Genomic DNA, 20,719 nt, shown 5'->3' with positions numbered 1-20,719 from the left:
AGGCGATCTGTTCATACTAAAGGTATGCATCACAGAGAAACGAGGCGATTACAATGCTTACAAAAGACCAGCTTCAGCATTTGAAACATGAACTGGAACAAACAAAAGAGGATATCTTAAACCGTTTCAAAGACAATGACCATTTTCAGCTCAATTCAGCCTTTCCATATGATTCAATGGGGGAACTTTCGGCTTACGACAACCACCCCGGAGATCATGCAACCGAACTTTATGAGCGGGAAAAAGACATCGCTCTCGACTTGCATGAACGAGAGCATCTTCGGGACATTGAGCATTCATTGAAGGCAATAGAAAACGGCACATACGGTATTTGTGAAGTCAGCGGAAAGGAAATTCCATACGAACGTCTTGAAGCGCTCCCGACCGCCACGACGCTCGCAGAGTATTCGTCACAGGATATCATTTCTAAAGACCGTCCGATCGAAGAAGAAACACCTTTCGGGCAATTTGAATTTGACGATGATGAAGAAATCAGAGCGCCATATGACAGTGAAGATTCTTACCAAGACGTCGAAAAATACGGAAATTCATCAACACCGCAGGATATGGAAAACCCGCCGCTCAGCTATGATGATATGACGATGAATGCCGAAGAAAATATCGGCAATACAGAGTCGTACGAAAATTTCATCGCTACAGATATCACAGGCAAAGAAATTACCGTTTATCAAAGCAGAGCCCATGAGCGTTATGAGGAAGAACTCGACGAAGAGGGAATCATGACAACATTCGGCGATCTCCACGCTGATTGAACCCCCGGTTATGGGGGTTCTTTTACGTTTTCAGCATATCTGTGATCAGCTTCAGATAATCCTTTTGCAGTCCGATGTCATACCGATTGCCCTCCAAAATTTTTCCGTAAACGTTCGATATCCCGAGTGAAGATTTAATCGCATCCGTTACCTGCACTTCTCCTCCGGCATCAGCTTCCAATGTCTCCAGCTTATCAAAAATATCAGGTGTGAAAATATAACGCCCTGCTGCGGCAAAATGAGATGGCGGGTTTTGTTTAGGCTTTTCCACAATATCCTGAATGCGATAAAGCCCTTTTTCTACAGATTCCCCTTTTATCACACCGTAATGGTGCAAATCCTCCGTTTTTGTTTCTTTTAAACCGATCACACTGCACTGATATTTCGTATACGCCTCAATCAGCTGCCCCAGGGCCGGCTGATTAGCGGAGAAGATCAGATCATCCGGCAAAACGACGGCAAACGGCTCTTCGCCTGCAAATTGCTTTCCAAAAGAAATCGCGTCGCCAAGACCTTTTGCATAAGGCTGGCGCACATAATGAATGCGCATATCCGGAACCGGATGTTTGCTGAGTAAATGCAGTTTTTGCCGGGAGGCCAGAAAGGCTTCAAGCGCTAAAGAAGAATCAAAATAATCGACAATCAGATTTTTATGGCTCGATACAACCATCAAAATATCTTCAATGCCTGACTCCTTAAGCTCTTCCACAATATAATGAATGACGGGTTTAGATCCTACCGGAAACATTTCTTTCGGAATTACCTTCGTCACCGGCAGATTCCTCGTTCCGAATCCGCCGGCAGGAATGATTGCTTTTTTTATCATGTTATTTTCCCCTCAGCTCATGTTTATTACATGATATTCCAAGACCGCACCCCGATGTTTGTACACCTGAAATTAGGCAGATGCAACTGGGCTGAAAACGGAATCACGAACCAGCCCTTTTTTAATAGGATATTGATATATGACCAGTAATCTTGTAAAGGAGCTCAGGTGATGAAAATTTGCGTGGTTGGCGCCGGATATGTCGGTTTAACCCTATCAGCGGCACTGGCATCCATCGGACATGACATGATATGCACAGACAAAGACGTCAAAAAAATCGAGCAGCTGAAAAATGGAGACATTCCCTTTTACGAGCCTGGGCTTTCAGATGCAGTACATCATTGCGATAATCTCTCGTTTTCTTCCGAAGTGAAATTAAGCATGGAGGAATGTCCCGTCATTTTTATCGCAGTCGGAACCCCTCCGCGCTCGGACGGATCAGCAGATACGAAAGCGTTGCAGTCCGTTATCAGCGATTTGAGCCAGACGATCCGATCGTATAAAACCATCATTACGAAAAGCACTGTTCCCCCCGGGACAAATGAAAACATAGCAAAACAGCTGATTGCCTCCGGCGTTTCAGCAAATTCATTTAACATCGTATCCAATCCGGAGTTTCTGCGGGAAGGCAGCGCCTTGCATGACATGCTGTATCCTGACAAAACAGTTATCGGTATTCAGAAAGGAGATCACGTATCGGCAGCAATCGTCAAATCCATTTACAAACACATTGACACCCCTTATATCATCACAAGTTTAGCAGGAGCAGAGCTGATTAAATATGCCAATAACTTCTTTTTAGCAGCAAAAATTTCGTTCATTAATGAAATGGCCCGCATATGTGAAGCCTACCAATCAGATATCACAGATATTTCCCGCGCTATCGGACTTGACCCGAGAATCGGGGAGCACTTTTTGCAGGCCGGCATTGGATACGGCGGCTCTTGCTTTCCAAAGGATCTGCAGGCGCTGCAATTCGCTGCCATTGAAAAAAACACGGAGACCTACCTGCTTCAAGCCGTTCAGCATATCAATGACACCCAGATCGGCCTGTATGTCAAAAAAATAAAATCTTTCTTCGATACACTTCACGGCAAAAAAGCGGCTATACTCGGCATTTCCTTCAAACCTCATACCGATGACATTAGGAATTCTCAAGCCGTCAGGCTGATGGAAAGGCTGACGGATCTGGGGTGTGATGTCCATGCTTATGACCCTGAAGCTGTTCTGCCAGAACATTTGCGGCAACGTGTGACCCAGCATTCTCAAGCTTTTGACGCGATAGAAGAAAGTGACTTTTTATTTTTGGCCACAGAATGGCCCGAGTTTTTAGCGATTGATTGGAAAAAGGCCGCAGGCACCATGAAAGGGCGTGTGGTGATCGACGGGCGCAACGTATTGAAAAAAGAATCTCTGGAGGCTTGCGGTCTGATCTGCACGGGGGTTGGCCGCCCATGAAAATACTCGTCACAGGAGCAGCGGGATTTATCGGCTCCCACCTCTGCGAAGAATTGCTGAAGGATGAAACACATCACGTTATCGGAATCGACGACTTTATCGGACCGACTCCATTTTCATTAAAATTAAGAAACCTTGATGCCCTGCTGCCAGAAAAACGATTTACGTTCATAAAGGAAAATCTGCTGACAGCAGATCTTTCTCCTTTGCTGGAAGATGTGAACGTCATCTTTCATTTGGCAGCCATACCGGGTGTCCGTTCAAGCTGGGGCGATCATTTTCACCCATATGCCGCACATAATATCCAAGCGCTCCAAAGGCTCCTTGAGGCATGCCGAAAACATCCGGTTCAAGCGTTTGTCTTTGCTTCCACCTCTTCCGTCTATGGCGAAAAACAAGGGAAAGTCAGTGAAGATGCGGCGCTTTATCCTTTATCTCCGTACGGGGTAACAAAGCTGACGGGAGAAAAGCTTTGCCATGTATATCAACAAAGCTTTGGCATTCCAATTGTGATTCTCCGTTTCTTTACCGTCTATGGGCCGAGACAGCGGCCGGACATGGCATTTCACCGGCTCATCAAACAGCACCTTCTGAAAAAGCCGCTCACCATCTTCGGTGACGGACAGCAGTCAAGAGATTTCACCTATATCAGCGACTGTGTCAAAGGCATCACCGCTGTTCTTGGGAACCCCCATCTTATTGGTGAAACAGTGAATATCGGCGGCAGAGAACGTGCCTCAGTCTTAAAGGTTGTTTCCCTCATTGAAGACATTTCCGGTAAAAAAGCAACACTGCACTTCTCGGACAAAGTAGCAGGGGAACCAAGAAAAACGTGGGCGGATATTTCAAAAGCAAAACAGCTCTTGCATTACGATCCCGCCACATCCTTAAACGATGGTTTGGCTAACGAAATCGCCTATTTATCGTCGCTGTATAAGGGGGAATGAAAATGAAACTTGCCTTTATCTGTACAGAAAAGCTGCCGGCGCCAGCGGTACGCGGCGGCGCTATTCAAATGATGATTGACGGTGTCACGCCTTATTTCAGCAGCCGGTACGATCTGACCATTTTTTCAATAGAAGATCCATCACTTCCAAAAAGAGAAACGAAAGACGGCGTACGGTATATCCATTTGCCAAAAGAGCATTACCGCGAGGCGGTAGCCGAAGAGCTGCGGGCCTCTTCCTTTGATCTAATCCATGTGTTTAACAGGCCTTTAAATGTCTCTTTATATAAAAAAGCTTCACCAAACAGCATGATTGTTTTGAGCCTGCATAACGAAATGTTTTCTGAAAAAAAGATGACCTTCGCGCAAGGAAAAGAAGTACTCGACAATGTCACCATGATCACAACCGTCAGCGAATTTATTAAACAAACGGTCATTGATCGTTTCCCGGAAGCCGAGGACATCACAAAAGTCGTATATTCCGGCGTTGATATCCGCTCCTATCCGCCTGTCTGGACGATGAAAGGTTCGGCTGTCAGAGAAACATACAGGAAAAAGTACGGCATTGAGGATAAAAAAGTTATTTTATTCGCCGGCCGTTTAAGCCCAACCAAAGGGCCCCACCTTCTCATTCACAGCATGAAACGGATTTTGCAGCAGCATCCCGACGCTGTGCTGGTCATAGCAGGCGGAAAGTGGTTCAGCGATGACGGCGAAAACCAATATGTAACCTATCTGCGCAAGCTGGCGCTGCCATACAGAGAACACGTGATCTTTACGAAATTCATTCCCGCAGACGACATTCCAAACCTCTTTCTGATGGCGGATGTATTCGTGTGCAGCTCTCAGTGGAATGAACCTCTGGCCCGTGTGAATTATGAAGCAATGGCAGCTGGCACCCCCTTAATTACCACAAATCGTGGCGGAAACGGAGAAGTCGTAAAACACGAAGTTAACGGACTTGTGATCGACAGCTATAACAAACCTTCTGCATTTGCGAAAGCAATTGACAGAGCCTTTACAGATCAACAATTAATGAATAAAATCACAAAAAACGGCCGGCACCGTGTAGAATCTTTATTTACCTTTACCCATGTTGCCAAACGGCTCAATGCTGTTTATCAATCCGTTCTGGCACCGGAAAACAAACAATTTCCGCCGCCTCTTCTGACGAAAAACCTTGATTTATCATTTATAAATCAGCTTTTTGTGAAAGCAAAATCATAATTCCTACAGCTCGTGTTACAGATACGAGCTGTTTTTTTGCTGCAGGTACGCATAAAAAAGGCATAAATGTGATTTTATGCCTTGCGCTTTACAGTTTGAGAAATCCATGGGGCTGGTGCGGATTTACTTGGAAGAACAATGATTTCCACATTAGCTTCCTCCGCTGATTCTTCATCCTCTTCTTCAATTGGAGGCGCTGATCGTTTAGAATCACGCTCTTCATCAAGCTCTCCAATGGTTTTCAATTTCGTCTTTTCATCATCCATGACTTTGTGGTTTGTTTCCGTTTCCTTTGTTTCTTCTTGAGAATCTCTCGGTGCAGTGATGTTAGGGAGCTCTCGGATCCGGCCCGCAGCCATATGCTCCTCTTCTTCATTGTCAGCCGTGCTTTTGTCATGAGCCTGCCATCCCATCGATCCGGGCGGTGTAAATACGAATTGGTCGAGATCGAGTTTAGAAATGGAGGCTTTTTGTCTCGATGACCTCATGTCAATTCGCCTCCCGATACACTTTTATTTTTTTATACAGTTCCGGCAGTTTATCCAAAAACGCGTCTTTAGATTCTTCAACGGAAATCATATTTTGCAGCGCCCAGTTGTACTTCTCATCTGACCATGTTTTCTTTTGCTTCAAATAATATTTATGGCCGATTGCACAGAACAAATGCGGAAACGCCAGATCAATCCATAGCACTTCGTACTGTTTTTCTGTGAGCGGATACACTGCATCATAGGCTGCAAGCAGCGCAATCATGAAATCCGCATCCCATACAGAAAGCTTAACCATGACTTTATTCAGCAAAATGCGCAGATCTCTTGACGGCAAATCGTACGTAATCGAGTGAAGCTCCTTTAAAAAAGGCTCTCCGTCTACCTCAGTTAACCGCGCCAATGTAAAATCCTGAAAACAGAATCCGCCATGTTCATGCGTTTCTTTCGTCCAGTTTTCATAATCTGACTCATCAAGTGCTTGCAGTGCTTCTTTACCTCTGGCCAGCATTTTATCAGCATGTTTTAAGAAAGTTTGCGAAAATATGTCTTCAGGATAAGAGGCCGCGATCTGCATATTCCCTTCTAATTCCTGCAGCTTCCAGCGATACAATTTATGCCATTTGCCGAGCCTGCTTCTTTTCTTGCTTTCATCTGTGCAAACATATCCTTTTGACGCATGATGAAAATGGCCGGCAAATGACATGACTTTTTTCATTTGCTCTGCATCATAGTAAATCATTTCTTTACCTGTCACTTTGTCATATAAACTGTAAGAGACCTGATCCGTGCCTAAGCAGCTTCCGCCATTTTTTGTTTGATGAATCGGCGCTACGGGCAGCCCTTTCTCCTGTAAATGGGCATGTGCCTGAGTGATAAAAAGCATTCGCTCCGGCTTCATCTGCGCTTCTTTTAATAGCTTTGGGCCTTGATCAGTTTGTATCTCCCAGATTTTGCGCCCGCTTTTGTTTGATTTCAGTGCCACATGTTCGAAATGGAACGGATAATAGCTGAGAATATCGGATACAATCTGTTCTTCATGCTCTTTTTGGTACACTCTGTTCACCCCTTCTATCTGTTTCTTTCATACACACTGAGCAGATTTTCCGCCACCCTCTGCCAGCCGAATTGGCTTTCTGCCTCACGGCGGCTGTATTTCCCAAGCCGTTCGCGTTTTTCAGAACTGCTGAGCAAATCATTGATATGTTGGGCATATTGTTTAGGATTTTCAAAGTCATGAATGATATAGCCGTTTTTCCCTTCTTCTATGACTTCTGGATTGCCTCCTCGATTGCTTGTGATAATAGGCAGTCCAGCGGCCATCGCTTCATAATGCACCCTCGCTAAAGGCTCCTGCCATTGCGAAGAGCACACAAATACATCTGACATGGTATAAAGGCGCGGGATGTCCTTTGGCTTCACAAATTGAATAAATGTGACATGATCCTTTTGCATCGCACCAAGTGTATGAAGATGTTTGACATAGTTATTTAATTCATTATCTCCGAACCATTTTGACCCGATAAACACCATCATGACATCGGGATGCTCCTCGATAATGTCCGGCAAAGCCTGCAATAAAATGTGCGGGCCTTTGACTTTGCTGAGCCGGCCGACAAACAGGGCGATTTTTTTGCCGTGAAGATCCAGCTCGCTTCGCATATCATCACGAGCCCGCTGCCCTTCTTTCGTCCAGCGGGGATGGTACGCTTTCAAGTCCACACCGGAATACACGGTTTTTGTTTTTGATCGTGCTGACGGAAAACGGCTTGTGATCGTCCGGCCGATATAATCGCTGACCGTAACAATCTGCGCTACAGAATCAATGCAAATCTCGCCTTCTGTCTGGCTGATTTTATCGTAAGCGAACATTTCATTGTGAACGCTTAAAATAAAAACAGCGTCTGGCGTCTTTTTCTTCAGTTTTTGCACCCAGCTTGGGCGATTACAAACATGCACAAGATCAAAACGGCTCTTTTTCAGCTCTTCCCCAACAGCTTCTTCGTAACGGTCTTCATCCAAGTGCACATAATGGACTCCTTCTGCCGTCTCTCTATCAGCAAGATTCGGATCTTTAATCGAAAACACCGTCACCTCATGTCTTTTGGCAATCAAAGGGGCAACCGCTTCTAGGTAGATTTGAATGGCGCCTCCTCGAACCGAGGGGACAGGAAGCTTCTCTGTGGCGATCAGTGCTATTTTCATACATAGCCTCCATTCCTGCATGTTTTTTAACTAGTTAAAATCATGATACGGCTGAACAACCAACTTGTGCGGAATAGGACTGCCCCAAAAACAAAACGGGTAAACAACCATATTCTTTTATACATATAGTCAAATATCTCAATCACTTTTTTCATTTGATTCATAAGGTAGGAGTAAAACAGGTAAGGATGTGTCCTTTAATGGCAGAAAACCAAGAAGTCATGGAGGAGGGGAATTCATCAGAGCTTCCTTTATCAGCAGAAGATGAAAGAAAATTAACGGAGCTGGCTGAAAATGTGCTTCAAGGATGGGATGTTCAGGCTGAAAAAATAGACGTCATTCAGGGTAACCAGATGGCGCTTGTGTGGAAGGTTCACACAGGATCCGGTGCGGTTTGTCTGAAACGAATACACAGACCCGAAAAGAAAGCCTTGTTTTCCATTTTCGCACAGGACTATTTAGCCAAAAAAGGCATGAATGTTCCCGGCATACTCCCAAACAAAAAAGGCAGCCTATATTCCAAGCATGGCTCCTTTCTATTTGTCGTATATGACTGGATCGAAGGAAGGCCGTTTGAGCTGACTGTAAAGCAGGATTTGGAGTTTATCATGAAAGGCCTTGCTGATTTTCACACAGCTTCCGTCGGATATCAGCCGCCAAATGGCGTTCCCGTATTTACGAAATTAGGGCGCTGGCCGAATCACTACACGAAACGCTGCAAACAAATGGAAACGTGGAAGCTGATGGCGCAGATGGAAAAAGAAGATCCTTTCTCACTGCTTTATCTTCAGGAAATAGACAGCTTTATTGAAGACGGACTGCGCATCAAAGACCGGCTTTTGCAATCGTCCTATATTCCATGGACTGAACAGCTGAAAAAAAGCCCTAACCTCTGCCACCAGGATTACGGAACAGGAAATACACTCTTAGGGGAAAATGAACAGATTTGGGTTATCGACTTAGATACCGTATCATTTGATCTGCCTATTCGAGATTTGCGCAAAATGATTATCCCGCTTTTGGATACGACAGGCGTTTGGGATGAAGAAACATTTCATGTCATGCTGAACGCTTACGAATCCAGAACCCCATTAACTGATCAACAAAAACAAGTCATGTTTATTGATATGCTTTTTCCTTATGAGCTTTATGATGTCATTCGCGAAAAATACGTCCGCAAGTCCGCTTTGCCAAAGGAAGAGTTAGAGTCAGCGTTTGAATATGAACGCATTAAAGCAAAGGCATTGCAGCAGCTAATTTAAAATAATCATTCCCCCTGCATATCGGGGGTTTGATCTTTATAAGATAAAGGGTAAGGATAAGTCTAAATGTAAAATAAATACATACGGAGGTTGCAAATATGAAGAAAATTCTCGGCGCCATAGCGGTTTTTGTGATTACATACGCACTGTTTTCAGCCGCAGGCTTCCTGTTTCCAATTGACCAAGAATGGTACAATTCACTAAAAAAACCGGACTGGACGCCACCCGGCTCCGCGATCGGCATCATTTGGGCCATCCTGTTTGCGCTGATCTCCCTTTCAGCTGCCCTTGTGTATGCCGCGTTTTCATTTAAAGACGCGAAAAACTTTTGGTTTATGCTTTTGATTAATTATGTGCTTAATCAGGCATTCAGCTATTTTCAGTTTACGCAAAAGAACCTGCTGGCTGCATCGATTGACTGCCTGCTTGTCGCCATTACAGCATTCATATTAATGATCATAGCAAAAAAATACAGCAGAGCCACAAGCTATCTTCTGCTGCCTTATTTTTTATGGAGTGCATTTGCGACGTTCTTATCCTTTACAATCTATTCAATGAACCTGTGAACAAAAAAAGCCGCTCTTACAGCGGCTTTTTCACATCATCGGCTGGATTCCCCAAATGTCTTTCGCATATTCCCGGATCGTGCGGTCACTGGAAAAATAACCTGAATGGGCAATGTTTACAATCGACCGCTCAGACCATTTCCGCCGATCGCGATAATCAGCTTGAATACGCTCCTGCGCATCCGCATATGAGCTGAAATCTTTGAGCACAAAATACTCATCATTATGCGGAAGCAGAGAGTCATAGATCGATTCAAATTCATCTGCTTCCCCTTCAAAAAAACCATTAATCAGCTGATCCGCCACCTGTCTGATTCTGCGGTCATGCTGATAATATTCCCTCGATCTATAGCCGCCGTTTTCCTGATACGATAAAACGTCATCCGCCTTTAAACCGAATGTGTAAATACAATTTGATCCCACCCGCTCAAGAATCTCAATATTTGCGCCGTCATGTGTGCCGATCGTCAAAGCGCCGTTCATCATGAACTTCATATTTCCTGTACCAGACGCTTCCTTGCTTGCGGTTGAAATCTGTTCACTTACATCCGACGCCGGAAAAATCCGCTCAGCCATAGAAACTCTGTAATTTTCCAAAAAAACAACCTTAATCAGCTGTTTGACTGCCGGGTCATAGTTAACCTTTTCTGCGACAGAATGGATCAGCTTAATGATTTTCTTGGCATAATGATAGCTTGGTGAAGCCTTAGCCCCGAAAATAAAGGTTTGCGGATAGATAGAAAATCCCGAGTCCTCCTTTAGACGGTTATACAAATACATAATATGAAGAACATTCAGCAGCTGCCGTTTGTATGCATGAAGCCGTTTCACCTGTACGTCGAATATGCTGTCAGGGTTCACAACCACCCCAGCCGTACAAAAAATCAAATCAGCAAGCTCTTGTTTTTTCCTGCTTTTGTTGTTTTGAAACTGCTCAATAAACGCGGGATCTGAGGCGTACGGTTCTAAGCGGATCAGTGATTCCGGCCGTTTTACCCATTCATTGCCGATCGCCTCCGTGATGACAGCAGACAGACCTGGATTCGCTTTTAGAAGCCAGCGTCTGTGGGCAATTCCATTCGTTTTATTGTTAAAACGATTCGGGAACAGCAAATGAAAGTCGCGCATCTCCCTTTCCTTTAAAATATCAGAATGGATTTTGGCAACGCCGTTTACACTGTAGCTGCCCACTATGGCCAGATGAGCCATTTTGACAACACCATGCGCCGTAACCGCCATGTCCTCTATCCTTTTCCAGTCTCCGGGATACTTTTCCCAAACCGCACGGCAAAACCTTTCATTGATTTCTTCAATAATCATATACATTCGCGGAAGCAGCGGCTTAAACAAATGAATCGGCCATTTCTCAAGCGCTTCTGACAATGTCGTATGATTAGTATAAGAAATCGTATGTACGGTGATATGCCAGGCCTCTTCCCAACTCATGTTCTCTTCATCAAGTAAAATCCGCATCAGCTCAGGCACCGCAAGCGCGGGATGGGTGTCATTAATATGAATGCTTACTTTTTTATGCAGGCCGGACATAGATTTATTCGTTTTGCGGTAATTGTTCACAATGCTTTTTAAGCTTGCGCATACTAAAAAATACTGCTGCTTCAGCCGTAAAATTTTCCCCTCGTCATGGGTGTCATCAGGATATAAAAATTCTGAAACGGCTTCTGTTTCCCGCTTATAAGACAAAATATTGCCGCCATGATAATGCGCATAGGGCTCGGCATTCCATAGCCTCAATGTATTGACGGTCCCCGTTTCATAGCCGATAATCGGAATATCATAAGGAACAGCGGTAACGATTGTAGCTTGTTCATGCCGAAAATGCAGACGCCCGTTTTTTTCTGTCACATGCACCTCGCCCCAAAACGGCACGTCAACAGCCTGATCCGCATTTCTTACTTCCCATACGTTTCCGTTTTTCAGCCATTGTTCAGGCAGCTCCACTTGATGCCCGTCTACAATTTTTTGCTCAAACAAGCCGTGCTTATAACGAATGCCCATCCCGTGTCCCGGCAAGTTCAACGAAGCGAGAGAATCTAAAAAGCAAGCGGCCAAGCGCCCAAGCCCGCCGTTGCCCAGACCTGCATCACTCTCTATCTGAAGGATCTCCTCTAAATTGATGCCGATATCCTTCAAGCCTGCTTCTACCACATCACGAACGCCAAGATTCATTAAATTTTGTTCAAGGAGCTGACCGAGAAGAAATTCGATTGACAAATAATATGTCTGCTTTCCGGAATTGGACCTGCTCTTTTCATTCGTCTGGATCCACTCAGCGCTGATATACTCTCTGACCATATTGCCCAACGTTTTATATTGGTCCAGCTTGGCAGAGTCTCTAAAGCTTTTTCCGCACGTCATTTCCAGACGCTTTAAAAATAAGGCTGCAAATCGTTCTTTACTCGAGAACATCCCGTCCACTCCTTGTCACATGCTCGAAAATGCGCTGATACTCTTTCGCTGACTGCTCCCAGCTGTAATCTGCGTTCATTGCGGTCTTCATGAGGCTCTTCCATACATCCTTTTGGCGATAAAACGACAGCGCCCTCTCAATCGTATATTTCAGATCATGCGCATTGAAGGCGGAAAACGTAAAGCCATTGCCCGATCCCTCTTCCTCCTGATAAGAATGAACAGTATCATAAAGACCGCCTGTCTCCCTGACAATCGGAATGGCACCATATTGGAGAGCAATCAGCTGGCCCAAGCCGCACGGCTCAAATTTCGAAGGCATCAAAAACACATCAGAGCCGGCATAAATTTGATGGGCAAGCGGCTCGTCAAACCCCATATACGCTCGGCACTTCTCATAAAAAGCAAATTCTGCATACCGGAAATAGTCTTCAAATTCACGTTCCCCTGTACCCAGCACAATCAGCTGTATGTCCTGCTCCTCAAGGAGTTCGTGCATAATCCTGCGCACAAGATCAAGTCCCTTTTGCTTAGTGAGCCTTGTCACCATACTGATCAGCGGAATATCGTTTCGCTCTGGAAGCCCCATCCGCCGCTGAAGCTTCGTTTTATTTTCTTCCTTGCATGCAAGATGCTCCGAATCGTAATGCACAGCTATATAAGGATCGCTCTTCGGCTGATAGAAAGAATCATCAATGCCGTTTAAAATGCCGGTTACATCATTTTCCCTATATCGCAAAACCTGATCCAGCTGTTCACCGTAATAAGGCGTCAATATTTCATTTCTGTAAGTCGGGCTTACAGTTGTCACATGATCAGCCGCAATGATGCCCGCCTTCATAAAATTAACGAATCCGTTGCATTCTAACTTTTCATAATGAAAATGATCCATCTCAAGCCCTAGCAAGTCATGTGTGACATCAGGCGGAAAAATACCCTGAAACTGCAGGTTGTGGATCGTGAGCACACTTTTCATCTGTTCATAAAAAGGATGTTTCCCGTATTCCTCTTTCAGCAAATAATTGACCACCGCTGTATGCCAGTCGTGAGTATGAACAATATCGGCTTGAATATTTACAGCTTCGACGGCCTCCAGCACAGCTCTAGAAAAAAAAGCAAAGCGTTCACCGTCATCATCATACCCGTACAACGAATCCCTGTTAAAATAATATTCATTGTCGATGAAATAATAATTCACATCATCATCGGCCATATATTCAACCCCGCAATATTGCTGACGCCAGCCGACGGCTACCGTACACTCAGCCGCTTTTCTCATACACTTTTTCCAGCGTTCAGGTATTTGGCTGTACTTCGGCAATATCACAGCTACTTCATTGCCTAATCGCGCAAGTGCCTTTGGCAGAGCGCCGGCTACATCGGCAAGACCTCCTGATTTAACAAACGGGGTGCATTCAGATACAGCAAACAATATCTTCAAGAATTCATCAGCTCGCCTTGCACCAAACCTTTTCTTAATACAAGCGGCTGCTCGGCTGTTCCCGCAGCCTCAGTCGAATTGCCGATTTTAACGTCCTTATCAGAAATAACCTGCTCAAGCAGACACTCCTCGCCAATCTGCGTTTTTTGCATAATAATGCAGTTTTTTAGCTTCGTTCCCTTTCCGACATGAACCCCCCTGAACAAAATGCAGTTTTCAATCTCTCCTTCAAGCACACAGCCATTTGCCACCAAGGCGTTTTTAACAGTGCTGTGTTTTCCGTATTTCGTCGGCGGCTCATCCTTCACTTTTGTATAGATCGGCTGCTGCGGCAAAAACACCTGCTGCCAAAAACGAGGCTGAATGAGTTCCATACTGTGGGTATAATATTTTTCCACCGAATCAATGACAGCGGCATAACCTGAATACTCATAAGGGCAAATGGTCAAGGCGGAAGCTTCCTTTTCAACAGCCTCCTGAATGGTTTTATAGCCTTTTTCACGATGTCCATAGATCAGGTCCTTCAAAAGCGTTGTAGACATGATATAGATTTGCAGCGACTGGCCGTCCTGAAATACCTCTGTGATGTCGCAGCCAACCTCCTGATGGCGTTTCAGCACAAATTGAAATTGAATGTTGCAAACGGTATGACTGTTGGAGATGACAGCATATTGCTGTGTGCTTCTGTGGAAGTAATCAAGATGGTCTGAAAACTGGCGGAAAGAACCGAATTCATCATATTCTTGATGAAGGTGGGGCGACGGGAAAAAAAAGAGACCATCCTTTTTTCGATGCAAATCCCATTCCTTACCCGCTCCAAGATGATCCATAAGCGAACGGTAGCGATACTTCGGAAAAATCGCGACACTCCTAATATCCGCATTTACCATGTTGGAGAGCATAAAATCGATCAGACGGTACCTGCCGGCAAAAGGGATTGCCCCCAGCGACCGCTGTGCCGTTAAATCCTGAAGAGAATGCTTATATGTGGTTTCATCTATAACACCTAACATTTGATTATTAAACACTGACTCTGCCCCCTCTTCAGTATTAGATCCATTCTTTTTCTACAAATTCCCCGGAAACGAGCAGCACCTCCTGAATGTCTTTTTCAGACTGAATTACTGTGCCATCCGGAAGCACCAGACCATTAGGAACAATGGCATTTTCAATCACCACATGCTCGCCAATCGTCACATCCGGCATAATAACCGACGACGTGACAGTCGCATGCTTACCGACAGTAACACCTTGAAAAAGAACGGAATGAGTCACATTTCCATACACAACACACCCTTCATTCACAAGCGAATCATGAACCTGTGCGTCAGATGAAATAAATTGCGGAGGCTGATTCGGATTGACGGAGTAAATTTTCCATTTCCGTTCAAAAAGCTTCAGCTCCGAGTCCTCTCGTAACAAATCCATATTGGCTTCCCACAAGCTCTGCACTGTTCCGACATCCTTCCAATATCCTTTGAACGGATAAGCAGATAGCTTCTTTTTCTCCTCTAAAAGCATAGGAATAATGTCTTTGCCGAAGTCGTGGCTTGAATAAGGATTTCGGTCGTCCATCTCAAGATACTGTTTTAAAAGCGGCCAATTGAATATATAAATTCCCATTGAGGCAAGATTGCTCTTAGGGAATTTGGGCTTTTCATCAAAATGTGTGATCGTCCCATCTGCATTGGTCTTCATGATACCGAACCGGCTTGCTTCCTCCCAGCCCACTTCGATGACAGAGATCGTTACATCCGCTTTCTTTTCAATGTGAAAATCAAGCATTTTGCCGTAGTCCATTTTATAGATGTGATCTCCTGATAAAATCAGCACATACTCAGGATCATACTGATTCAAATAATTGAGATTTTCATAAATGGCGCTTGCCGTCCCTTTATACCATTTGACTTCTGATGACTCGGCATAAGGGGGTAAAACCGTCACGCCGCCATTATGTCTGTCAAGGTCCCACGCACTGCCGATGCCAATATAGGAATTCAGCTCAAGCGGCTGATATTGTGTTAAAATCCCGACTGTGTCTATGCCTGAATTGGAACAGTTGCTGAGGGTAAAATCAATAATCCTGTATTTTCCCCCGAAAGATACAGCCGGTTTGGCCATATTTTTTGTTAATCCGCTGAGACGGCTGCCCTTCCCGCCGGCAAGGAGCATGGCTACACATTGTTTTTTCATCTTTTTATCTCTCCTCTTTTTTTAACCGCCCGTAAAATCGAAATGCCGTAAGGGGGAATGGTCATCGTGATATAACCCGGTTTATGATGTAAAGCTCCCTTTTTGGATGCTAACGGCTTTTTGTTGATTTGTCCTGAGCCTCCATATGTTTCACTGTCGCTATTCAGCACTTCGATGTATTGGGTAAGAAAAGGAACTCCAACATCATATTGATGATAGACTGCGGGTGAAAAATTACAAATGATGACAAGCGCCTCACCGTGCCTTTTGCCATATCGAATAAAAGAAAAAATCGATTGTTGGTCATTATGGACATCAATCCATTCAAATGACTGTGCACGATGATCATGTTCATAAAGGATTTTGCTTTTTTTATAAAAACGGAGAAGATCTTGCGTAAAAACGCTGGCTTTCCGATGTATGGGGAAGGAGTCCAAAAACCAATCAAGCTGCTCTGTGTCTTTCCATTCATCAAATTGGGCAAATTCTGTTCCCATAAAAATCAATTTCTTTCCGGGATGAACCGTCATATAACCGAGCAAAAGCCGATACTGGGCAAATTTCTGCCAATAGTCGCCAGGCATTTTATTAAGAATTGATTTTTTTCCGTAAACGACTTCATCATGAGAAAATGGCAATACAAAATGTTCACTAAACGCATACAGTAATGAAAAAGAAATAAGCTGATGACAATACCGCCTTTCTTCTGGCGGCGTCTCCATGTATTTCAGTACGTCATTCATCCAGCCCATATTCCATTTAAAATGAAAACCGAGCCCCCCTTCCTCAGCGGCACTCGTCACTTGAGGCCATTCCGTCGAATCTTCCGCAATCATCATGACATGCGGATATGCCTCTCTCATCGTTTGATTGAGTTTTTTTAAAAACCCAACAGCATATGGATTCGTGTGGCGTTCATCCTGATTTGGCCAATACAGGATATTAGCCACTGCATCAACCCTAAATCCATCTATATGATAGAGTTCCGCCCAGTACAACGCATTAGAAATTAAAAAACTATGAACTTCCGGTTTTCCCAAGTCAAAGTTTGCCGTTCCCCATAGCCAGTTCTCCCGATCACGTTCATCTTGATATTCATAAAGAGGCCCTCCATCAAACATATAAAGACCATGTGCATCTTTACAAAAATGTCCGGGTACCCAATCGAGAATGACTCCGATGTTTTCTTGATGGCATTCATCGACAAACCTCATCAAATCATGAGGCGTGCCAAACCTGCTTGTCGGGCTGTAGTACCCCGTTCCTTGGTATCCCCAGGAACGATCATAGGGGTGCTCATATACCGGGAGCAGTTCGATATGGGTAAACCCATGCTTTTTGATATAAGGAATAAGCGACTGACTTAAATCTTTATAAGAGTAATGCCTGCCATCAGAATGTTTCTTCCAAGAACCGAGATGAAGTTCATAAATAAAAAGTGGTTTCTCATACATCGTCTTAACCTTTTGTTTCTTTTGCCATTTATGATCTTGCCAGCTGTATCCTGTCAGATCATAAGTCAGTGACGCTGTATGAGGCCGGACTTCTGAATAAAAGGCGTATGGATCTGCTTTCAGCCTGATCTCACCGCTATGAGTCACGATTTCATACTTATATCGTTCCTGTTCTGCCAAGCCCGGAATAAATAAAGTCCAAATGCCGTTATCGTTCACTCTATGCATCACATGCTGTTCTCCTGACCAGCTGTTAAAATCCCCAGCTACTCGAACTTCTGACGCATGAGGCGCCCACACACAGAATTCATATCCGCTTTGGCCATTCAGCTCACGATAATGCGAGCCAAATAGCTGATAGCTTCTAAACAGACTGCCTTCGTGATAAAGATAAACATCATGTGCTGTCGGGCTGGCAGCGGTCATGTAATCATCCTTTCTGACATCATAGTTTTTATATATAGTATTTATTCGAAGAAATAAAAAAAAGCCCTTTCATGAAAGCGCTTATACTTATTGACATTTAAATTCATTTTCTGAAGAAAAACGAAATATATGGAGATTTTTGTTGTTTTTTTATAGAATAAAGCATGAAATCTATCATGAATTATATAAAATAATGACCACCCGTGATAACGGGTGGTTTTCTCTGCGGCTGAAAGCCTTTGTTACTGACCAAACCCTAAAGGGCTTCTGAATGGTTCGCCTTATGTACTACTTCTACTGGCGAGACCTCAAAGGCCTTCTCCCTATTTCCTTTTCTTTTTCTTGACCTCTTCACCTGTGAATGGATCGATATATTCCATCATTGTTAATTGTTCTGCCACGATATCATCTTGTATCTGATTTCGTATATATTCTTCGTTTACCTTCTCCCAACCGTATCTACATAATATCAAGTACACCAAAATTTCCGGTTCCCATATCTGTATTTCAAATTTGCGTGACGATCAAATATCATTAAACTACTTTTTCCTTTCAAATATCCTATGAATGCCTATTCACTTATCACTGGCGGAATGCTCACTAACATATGGATCTATTTTGCACGCTGTTGCTTCGATAACCTCGACACCTTTTCTTTCACGTAGGGTACCGAAAATTCCCCCTATATCTTTTTTGATTTTCCCATAAATGACTTGTCTTCTGTACTTCGGGGCAATTACGATGTGATACTATGTGTGTGCTAGACTATTACTGTCTTTTGACATTATAACTCCTCCGTATGCTCATATTTTGGTTGGCGAACCAAAAATATTTAGCACCTCGGAGGAATGTTTTTTTATAACGCGCTGGAAGCTTTTTGGAATCATAGGCCTAGCCGAGGGTTTTCTTTTCCACAATAAAAAACCTTGCAGAATATGCAAGGTTTTTGGATGATGACCCGTACGGGATTCGAACCCGTGTTACCGCCGTGAAAGGGCGGTGTCTTAACCGCTTGACCAACGGGCCGATGATTGAGAACTTCTAACTGTAATCATATGGCGGAGAAGGAGGGATTTGAACCCTCGCGCCGCTTACACGACCTACACCCTTAGCAGGGGCGCCTCTTCAGCCACTTGAGTACTTCTCCATTTGGCTCCACAGGCAGGATTCGAACCTGCGACCGATCGGTTAACAGCCGATAGCTCTACCACTGAGCTACTGTGGAATATAAATCATGGTGGGCCTGAATGGACTCGAACCATCGACCTCACGCTTATCAGGCGTGCGCTCTAACCAGCTGAGCTACAGGCCCATGACAATATAGAAATGGAGCGGGTGATGGGAATCGAACCCACGACATCAGCTTGGAAGGCTGAGGTTTTACCACTAAACTACACCCGCAATTTTTATTTGGGGCGATTGATGGGAATCGAACCCACGAATGCCAGAGCCACAATCTGGTGCGTTAACCACTTCGCCACAACCGCCAAAACATATATATTGATAAATGGTGGCTCGGGACGGAATCGAACCGCCGACACACGGATTTTCAGTCCGTTGCTCTACCAACTGAGCTACCGAGCCTAAGTATTATTTAAATGGCGGTCCGGACGGGACTCGAACCCGCGACCTCCTGCGTGACAGGCAGGCATTCTAACCAACTGAACTACCGGACCATTTTTTGGTTGCGGGGGCAGGATTTGAACCTGCGACCTTCGGGTTATGAGCCCGACGAGCTACCGAACTGCTCCACCCCGCGATGATTAAGAATATATATGGCGGAGGAAGAGGGATTCGAACCCCCGCGGGCTTTGACACCCCTGTCGGTTTTCAAGACCGATCCCTTCAGCCAGACTTGGGTATTCCTCCGTATAATGGTGGACCTTGTAGGACTCGAACCTACGACCGGACGGTTATGAGCCGTCTGCTCTAACCAACTGAGCTAAAGGTCCATTGGTAGCGGCGGAGGGGATCGAACCCCCGACCTCACGGGTATGAACCGTACGCTCTAGCCAGCTGAGCTACACCGCCAAATATTTATTAAAACCAAGTGGAGCCTAGCGGGATCGAACCGCTGACCTCCTGCGTGCAAAGCAGGCGCTCTCCCAGCTGAGCTAAGGCCCCAAGAATGGTCGGGAAGACAGGATTCGAACCTGCGACCCCATGGTCCCAAACCATGTGCTCTACCAAGCTGAGCTACTTCCCGATTACATGTATATCATGGCGCGCCCGAGAGGAGTCGAACCCCTAACCTTTTGATCCGTAGTCAAACGCTCTATCCAATTGAGCTACGGGCGCAAAACTTAATGCCGAGGGCCGGACTTGAACCGGCACGGTAGTCACCTACCGCAGGATTTTAAGTCCTGTGTGTCTGCCAATTCCACCACCCCGGCGTGGATGGTATAGTTGGAGCGGAAGACGGGATTCGAACCCGCGACCCCCACCTTGGCAAGGTGGTGTTCTACCACTGAACTACTTCCGCAGAAATGATGCGGATGAAGGGACTTGAACCCCCACGTCTGTAAAGACACTAGAGCCTGATTCTAGCGCGTCTGCCAATTCCGCCACATCCGCAAGATGTAAATGGTGAGCCATGAAGGACTCGAACCTTCGACCCTCTGATTAAAAGTCAGATGCTCTACCAACTGAGCTAATGGCTCTTCTTACAAGAGACTTGAATATTATATCATATAAAAGTGGTGCCGGCAAGAGGACTTGAACCCCCAACCTACTGATTACAAGTCAGTTGCTCTACCAATTGAGCTACACCGGCATATATGTAAAACCGATATGTATAATGAAAAATGGTGGAGGATGACGGGCTCGAACCGCCGACCCTCTGCTTGTAAGGCAGATGCTCTCCCAGCTGAGCTAATCCTCCATAAATGCACTATCGTGCAATTGCTTGGCGGCGTCCTACTCTCACAGGGGGAAACCCCCGACTACCATCGGCGCTGAAGAGCTTAACTTCCGTGTTCGGCATGGGAACGGGTGTGACCTCTTCGCTATCGCCACCAAACAAATGCC

Annotated in this window: 15 protein-coding genes, 21 tRNA genes, 1 rRNA gene and 1 pseudogene; 6 read left to right on the top strand and 32 right to left on the bottom strand. The window is 44.9% G+C overall.

Annotated elements, in window-relative coordinates:
- Nucleotides 1–53 precede the first annotated feature (53 nt).
- Entirely contained in the window at nucleotides 54–773 is a 720-nt protein-coding gene (locus JMN17_RS20535) for a yteA family sporulation protein (RefSeq protein WP_087992923.1), read from the top strand.
- 22 nt (nucleotides 774–795) lie between these two features.
- Here JMN17_RS20535 and JMN17_RS20530 read toward each other — a convergent pair whose 3' ends face one another.
- Complete coding sequence (locus JMN17_RS20530; protein WP_202329145.1) at nucleotides 796–1,599, bottom strand: UTP--glucose-1-phosphate uridylyltransferase; 804 nt, start codon at nucleotides 1,597–1,599, stop codon at nucleotides 796–798.
- A gap of 171 nt (nucleotides 1,600–1,770) precedes the next feature.
- On the opposite strand from JMN17_RS20530, the gene JMN17_RS20525 reads away from it, so the two are divergent.
- Genes JMN17_RS20525 through JMN17_RS20515 form a run of 3 tightly spaced genes read left to right on the top strand, consistent with a single transcriptional unit; the run spans nucleotide 1,771 to nucleotide 5,230 of the window.
- Nucleotides 1,771–3,057 carry a UDP-glucose dehydrogenase family protein gene (locus tag JMN17_RS20525; protein WP_202329144.1) on the top strand — a complete coding sequence of 429 codons (1,287 nt, stop codon included), beginning with the start codon at nucleotides 1,771–1,773 and terminating at the stop codon, nucleotides 3,055–3,057.
- Nucleotides 3,054–4,004 (top strand): NAD-dependent epimerase/dehydratase family protein, encoded by a 951-nt coding sequence (locus tag JMN17_RS20520; protein ID WP_202329143.1) that lies wholly within the window; start codon nucleotides 3,054–3,056, stop codon nucleotides 4,002–4,004. Before JMN17_RS20525 ends, JMN17_RS20520 begins: the two co-directional genes overlap by 4 nt.
- Nucleotides 4,005–4,006: 2 nt before the next feature.
- A complete protein-coding gene (locus JMN17_RS20515; protein ID WP_087992927.1) occupies nucleotides 4,007–5,230 on the top strand; it encodes a glycosyltransferase family 4 protein in 1,224 nt (407 codons plus the stop codon).
- A 74-nt stretch (nucleotides 5,231–5,304) separates the two neighbouring features.
- Here JMN17_RS20515 and JMN17_RS20510 read toward each other — a convergent pair whose 3' ends face one another.
- From JMN17_RS20510 to cotSA, 3 genes are read right to left on the bottom strand one after another with little or no spacing between them, the layout of a single operon-like run.
- Nucleotides 5,305–5,718, bottom strand: coding sequence for a hypothetical protein (locus JMN17_RS20510; RefSeq protein ID WP_087992928.1), 414 nt, complete (start codon nucleotides 5,716–5,718; stop codon nucleotides 5,305–5,307).
- Between the two features lies 1 nt (nucleotide 5,719).
- Nucleotides 5,720–6,775, bottom strand: a complete 1,056-nt coding sequence (gene cotS, locus JMN17_RS20505) for a spore coat putative kinase CotS (protein WP_087992929.1) — start codon at nucleotides 6,773–6,775, stop codon at nucleotides 5,720–5,722.
- A gap of 14 nt (nucleotides 6,776–6,789) precedes the next feature.
- The gene (gene cotSA / locus JMN17_RS20500) at nucleotides 6,790–7,923 is read right to left on the bottom strand and encodes a spore coat protein CotSA (RefSeq protein ID WP_087992930.1); all 1,134 of its coding nucleotides are present in this window, start codon (nucleotides 7,921–7,923) and stop codon (nucleotides 6,790–6,792) included.
- Nucleotides 7,924–8,111: 188 nt separating this feature from the next.
- Here cotSA and cotI point away from each other — a divergent pair, with 188 nt between their 5' ends.
- Together cotI and JMN17_RS20490 are read left to right on the top strand one after the other, a co-directional pair.
- Nucleotides 8,112–9,185: a spore coat kinase CotI gene (gene cotI / locus JMN17_RS20495; RefSeq protein WP_087992931.1), complete on the top strand. Its 1,074-nt coding sequence runs from the start codon at nucleotides 8,112–8,114 to the stop codon at nucleotides 9,183–9,185.
- Between the two features lie 98 nt (nucleotides 9,186–9,283).
- Entirely contained in the window at nucleotides 9,284–9,751 is a 468-nt protein-coding gene (locus tag JMN17_RS20490) for a TspO/MBR family protein (RefSeq protein WP_087992932.1), read from the top strand.
- 30 nt (nucleotides 9,752–9,781) lie between these two features.
- Here the strand turns inward: JMN17_RS20490 and glgP are convergent, their stop codons facing one another.
- The 28 genes and pseudogenes from glgP to rrf all read right to left on the bottom strand — a co-directional run bounded on the left by glgP (nucleotide 9,782) and on the right by rrf (nucleotide 20,711).
- Complete coding sequence (glgP, locus tag JMN17_RS20485) at nucleotides 9,782–12,178, bottom strand: glycogen phosphorylase GlgP (protein ID WP_202329141.1); 2,397 nt, start codon at nucleotides 12,176–12,178, stop codon at nucleotides 9,782–9,784.
- The gene (gene glgA, locus JMN17_RS20480) at nucleotides 12,165–13,619 is read right to left on the bottom strand and encodes a glycogen synthase GlgA (RefSeq protein WP_202329139.1); all 1,455 of its coding nucleotides are present in this window, start codon (nucleotides 13,617–13,619) and stop codon (nucleotides 12,165–12,167) included. Before glgA ends, glgP begins: the two co-directional genes overlap by 14 nt.
- Nucleotides 13,616–14,647, bottom strand: a complete 1,032-nt coding sequence (gene glgD, locus JMN17_RS20475; protein ID WP_087992935.1) for a glucose-1-phosphate adenylyltransferase subunit GlgD — start codon at nucleotides 14,645–14,647, stop codon at nucleotides 13,616–13,618. Before glgD ends, glgA begins: the two co-directional genes overlap by 4 nt.
- Before the next feature lie 22 nt (nucleotides 14,648–14,669).
- Nucleotides 14,670–15,812 carry a glucose-1-phosphate adenylyltransferase gene (locus JMN17_RS20470; RefSeq protein WP_202329138.1) on the bottom strand — a complete coding sequence of 381 codons (1,143 nt, stop codon included), beginning with the start codon at nucleotides 15,810–15,812 and terminating at the stop codon, nucleotides 14,670–14,672.
- Complete coding sequence (gene glgB, locus JMN17_RS20465) at nucleotides 15,809–17,692, bottom strand: 1,4-alpha-glucan branching enzyme (protein ID WP_202329137.1); 1,884 nt, start codon at nucleotides 17,690–17,692, stop codon at nucleotides 15,809–15,811. Before glgB ends, JMN17_RS20470 begins: the two co-directional genes overlap by 4 nt.
- A 323-nt stretch (nucleotides 17,693–18,015) precedes the next feature.
- A pseudogene (gene tnpA / locus JMN17_RS20460) lies at nucleotides 18,016–18,435 on the bottom strand (IS200/IS605 family transposase).
- A 211-nt stretch (nucleotides 18,436–18,646) separates the two neighbouring features.
- Nucleotides 18,647–18,718, bottom strand: a tRNA-Glu gene (locus tag JMN17_RS20455).
- Between the two features lie 30 nt (nucleotides 18,719–18,748).
- Nucleotides 18,749–18,839, bottom strand: a tRNA-Ser gene (locus JMN17_RS20450).
- Nucleotides 18,840–18,842: 3 nt separating this feature from the next.
- Nucleotides 18,843–18,917 (bottom strand) — tRNA-Asn (locus tag JMN17_RS20445).
- A 10-nt stretch (nucleotides 18,918–18,927) separates the two neighbouring features.
- Nucleotides 18,928–19,004 (bottom strand) — tRNA-Ile (locus JMN17_RS20440).
- A 15-nt stretch (nucleotides 19,005–19,019) separates the two neighbouring features.
- Nucleotides 19,020–19,093, bottom strand: a tRNA-Gly gene (locus JMN17_RS20435).
- Between the two features lie 10 nt (nucleotides 19,094–19,103).
- Nucleotides 19,104–19,179, bottom strand: a tRNA-His gene (locus JMN17_RS20430).
- A 21-nt stretch (nucleotides 19,180–19,200) separates the two neighbouring features.
- Nucleotides 19,201–19,276: transfer RNA gene (locus JMN17_RS20425), tRNA-Phe, on the bottom strand.
- Between the two features lie 15 nt (nucleotides 19,277–19,291).
- Nucleotides 19,292–19,368: transfer RNA gene (locus JMN17_RS20420), tRNA-Asp, on the bottom strand.
- Nucleotides 19,369–19,374: 6 nt separating this feature from the next.
- Nucleotides 19,375–19,451 (bottom strand) — tRNA-Met (locus JMN17_RS20415).
- A 17-nt stretch (nucleotides 19,452–19,468) separates the two neighbouring features.
- Nucleotides 19,469–19,561, bottom strand: a tRNA-Ser gene (locus JMN17_RS20410).
- A gap of 6 nt (nucleotides 19,562–19,567) precedes the next feature.
- Nucleotides 19,568–19,644, bottom strand: a tRNA-Ile gene (locus JMN17_RS20405).
- Nucleotides 19,645–19,646: 2 nt separating this feature from the next.
- A tRNA-Met gene (locus JMN17_RS20400) sits at nucleotides 19,647–19,723 on the bottom strand.
- Nucleotides 19,724–19,743: 20 nt separating this feature from the next.
- Nucleotides 19,744–19,816: transfer RNA gene (locus JMN17_RS20395), tRNA-Ala, on the bottom strand.
- A 5-nt stretch (nucleotides 19,817–19,821) separates the two neighbouring features.
- Nucleotides 19,822–19,898, bottom strand: a tRNA-Pro gene (locus JMN17_RS20390).
- Nucleotides 19,899–19,913: 15 nt separating this feature from the next.
- Nucleotides 19,914–19,990 (bottom strand) — tRNA-Arg (locus tag JMN17_RS20385).
- 9 nt (nucleotides 19,991–19,999) lie between these two features.
- Nucleotides 20,000–20,085: transfer RNA gene (locus tag JMN17_RS20380), tRNA-Leu, on the bottom strand.
- Nucleotides 20,086–20,099: 14 nt separating this feature from the next.
- Nucleotides 20,100–20,174, bottom strand: a tRNA-Gly gene (locus tag JMN17_RS20375).
- Between the two features lie 8 nt (nucleotides 20,175–20,182).
- A tRNA-Leu gene (locus tag JMN17_RS20370) sits at nucleotides 20,183–20,266 on the bottom strand.
- A 10-nt stretch (nucleotides 20,267–20,276) separates the two neighbouring features.
- A tRNA-Lys gene (locus JMN17_RS20365) sits at nucleotides 20,277–20,352 on the bottom strand.
- Nucleotides 20,353–20,389: 37 nt separating this feature from the next.
- A tRNA-Thr gene (locus JMN17_RS20360) sits at nucleotides 20,390–20,465 on the bottom strand.
- Nucleotides 20,466–20,497: 32 nt separating this feature from the next.
- Nucleotides 20,498–20,573, bottom strand: a tRNA-Val gene (locus JMN17_RS20355).
- A gap of 22 nt (nucleotides 20,574–20,595) precedes the next feature.
- Nucleotides 20,596–20,711, bottom strand: a 5S ribosomal RNA gene (gene rrf / locus JMN17_RS20350).
- Nucleotides 20,712–20,719: the final 8 nt, after the last annotated feature.

This window comes from Bacillus sp. RHFS10 (genome assembly GCF_016757475.1).
Taxonomy (GTDB): Bacteria; Bacillota; Bacilli; order Bacillales; family Bacillaceae; genus Bacillus; species Bacillus subtilis_G.
This window is presented reverse-complemented; position numbering and strand designations above follow the sequence as displayed.

What these genes read in the sequence shown, in the direction of transcription:
- glgB (WP_202329137.1), bottom strand. Translation starts at nt 17,692, where the DNA reads ATGACCGCTGCCAGCCCGACAGCACATGATGTTTATCTTTATCACGAA.
- JMN17_RS20470 (WP_202329138.1), bottom strand. Translation starts at nt 15,812, where the DNA reads ATGAAAAAACAATGTGTAGCCATGCTCCTTGCCGGCGGGAAGGGCAGC.
- JMN17_RS20520 (WP_202329143.1), top strand. Translation starts at nt 3,054, where the DNA reads ATGAAAATACTCGTCACAGGAGCAGCGGGATTTATCGGCTCCCACCTC.
- JMN17_RS20525 (WP_202329144.1), top strand. Translation starts at nt 1,771, where the DNA reads ATGAAAATTTGCGTGGTTGGCGCCGGATATGTCGGTTTAACCCTATCA.
- JMN17_RS20510 (WP_087992928.1), bottom strand. Translation starts at nt 5,718, where the DNA reads ATGAGGTCATCGAGACAAAAAGCCTCCATTTCTAAACTCGATCTCGAC.
- cotI (WP_087992931.1), top strand. Translation starts at nt 8,112, where the DNA reads ATGTGTCCTTTAATGGCAGAAAACCAAGAAGTCATGGAGGAGGGGAAT.
- JMN17_RS20530 (WP_202329145.1), bottom strand. Translation starts at nt 1,599, where the DNA reads ATGATAAAAAAAGCAATCATTCCTGCCGGCGGATTCGGAACGAGGAAT.
- JMN17_RS20535 (WP_087992923.1), top strand. Translation starts at nt 54, where the DNA reads ATGCTTACAAAAGACCAGCTTCAGCATTTGAAACATGAACTGGAACAA.
- JMN17_RS20515 (WP_087992927.1), top strand. Translation starts at nt 4,007, where the DNA reads ATGAAACTTGCCTTTATCTGTACAGAAAAGCTGCCGGCGCCAGCGGTA.
- JMN17_RS20490 (WP_087992932.1), top strand. Translation starts at nt 9,284, where the DNA reads ATGAAGAAAATTCTCGGCGCCATAGCGGTTTTTGTGATTACATACGCA.
- cotSA (WP_087992930.1), bottom strand. Translation starts at nt 7,923, where the DNA reads ATGAAAATAGCACTGATCGCCACAGAGAAGCTTCCTGTCCCCTCGGTT.
- glgP (WP_202329141.1), bottom strand. Translation starts at nt 12,178, where the DNA reads ATGTTCTCGAGTAAAGAACGATTTGCAGCCTTATTTTTAAAGCGTCTG.